The 1,781-nt window shown below is 50.0% G+C and carries 2 protein-coding genes; both read right to left on the bottom strand.

The features are described from left to right. Nucleotides 1–93: 93 nt before the first annotated feature. Entirely contained in the window at nt 94–1,098 is a 1,005-nt protein-coding gene (locus tag ABYW01_RS20805) for a class I SAM-dependent rRNA methyltransferase (RefSeq protein ID WP_372836444.1), read from the bottom strand. Next, complete coding sequence (locus ABYW01_RS20800; RefSeq protein WP_372836442.1) at nt 1,095–1,679, bottom strand: LON peptidase substrate-binding domain-containing protein; 585 nt, start codon at nt 1,677–1,679, stop codon at nt 1,095–1,097. The genes ABYW01_RS20805 and ABYW01_RS20800 overlap by 4 nt, the downstream gene beginning before the upstream one ends. Nucleotides 1,680–1,781 lie beyond the last annotated feature (102 nt).

The following is a 1,781-nucleotide window of genomic DNA, read 5'->3' as shown; positions in this document are numbered from 1 at the left end:
GAGATCTTTACTCGAAGCGGATGGAGTTGTTTTCATCCGAGGAAAAGTACCGTTGCGGCAATATAAGTGGCAGCCCTAAAGAGCTGCCATCGCTCACACATGCAACACAACAATCTTCAGCGGGAACTGGCCATCGGGTGACGGGAAGTCAACTTCTGGCGTAATAACTTCATAGTCCCGCACAGGACGACCGGCCTTATCCGCGCAGCGCCGCACCACAGCAAGCCACTCATCAAGGTCAACCTTAGCCACGTTATTGGTACAAATCAGTGTACCGCCCTCTTGAGTCGCTAACAGAGAGGGTTTCAGAACACTGGGGTAGTCACGAATCAGGTCCACCGTGCCAAAATGACTTTTTGCCCAACGCGGAGGGTCCAGAAAGACCAGATCAAACTGCCGCTCATCAATTCGAGGAAACGGTCGCGGCTTCTGGCCTCTACGTACGCGCTGTTTGACGGGGATACCGGCGTATTGCTTCGCCGCAGTAAAAAAGTCACTTTGCACAAACTCAATCCGGGCATCATCGATGGCATTCAACTCGGCATTTTCCCGACCGACATCCAGATTACGCGTTGAGAAATCCACATTGACCACCGCTGTTGCGCCCGCCTTTGCGGCACAGACACCCACACCACAGGTATAGGAAAAGAGGTTAAGTACCGATTTACCTTCTGCCAGCTCCAATATCTTGCGTCGTCCTGCCCGCATATCAAGAAATAGCAGCGGGTCCTGTCCCTCATGCTTACCACGTACGCGGTAATTGACGCCTAACTCTTGTCCTACGTATTCAGATCGTAACAGCCGGCTGTCATCGCTACGTCTGGAGTTCTTTGCGCTGCGGTCGTTATAGACCACCTCTTCTGGTGAAAAAATCGAAGCACATTGCTGCTCAATTTCAGCCAAATTCACGTCGGATACCGGTTCATGGAAACTCTGTATCAGCAACTGGGGACCGTATCGGTCCACCGTCAACCCAGGCATGCCTTCGTTCGTGCCATGAAACAGACGATAACAATCTGTATTTTCATTATGCAGAGATGACAACAGCTCACTGCGATTATCCAGTGCTGTTGCCAATAGTTGTTTTAGATCGCTCATTTTCCACCTAACTGCTGTAACAATGACTGGATTGCATCAAGGCGTAACAGAGCATCATCACTTTCTAACAATAGCTGTTTCTCTGCCGGACTGAAGGGCAAAAACTCAGCCAGTTTATAACCCACCTCAGTGGCATTACAGTAATCTATATCCAACCCGACCATCTCAATCACAGGGTGCTTTTGCAGATCCTTAAGCAACTGCACCAATGCCTGATGTTTTTCTGCCACGGTTGTCTGCTGATCAGCGGCAAGGTATTCACACTGACCAATCAGTAAACCATCCGCCTCTACGCGATGGCTATGGATCATGACTTTACGAAGTCCATCCAGCTCAATACCCAACAGATCATTCGATAACGGATGCCAGTCGGCAATCTCACCATAACAACCGACGGAACAAAATGACTGATCAGCCCCAGCGTTAAGCTTATCAGGCAACGATTGGACCACCACAAATCCACTCTCGCTCTTCATCGCCTCCTTTACCATCCTCAGATAGCGGGGCTCAAAAATCTGTAGCGGCAAACGTGTTCCTGGAAACAGCACAACCGGCAGTGGAAATAGCGGAAGATCGACCATAAGTCACCTTTGAGATAGGAGCGCCAGTATATCAAAGGCCAATTCGACTGATACCGTACACCGGGGCTAAAACGCAAAAAGGGCAGCCGAAGCTGCCCTTTC

It is taken from the genome of Pontibacterium sp., assembly GCF_041587635.1.
GTDB lineage: Bacteria > Pseudomonadota > Gammaproteobacteria > Pseudomonadales > Balneatricaceae > Pontibacterium.
The sequence above is the reverse complement of the archived record's forward strand: the minus strand, read 5'-3'. Positions and strand labels throughout refer to the sequence as shown.

What these genes read in the sequence shown, in the direction of transcription:
- ABYW01_RS20805 (WP_372836444.1), bottom strand. Translation starts at nt 1,098, where the DNA reads ATGAGCGATCTAAAACAACTATTGGCAACAGCACTGGATAATCGCAGT.
- ABYW01_RS20800 (WP_372836442.1), bottom strand. Translation starts at nt 1,679, where the DNA reads ATGGTCGATCTTCCGCTATTTCCACTGCCGGTTGTGCTGTTTCCAGGA.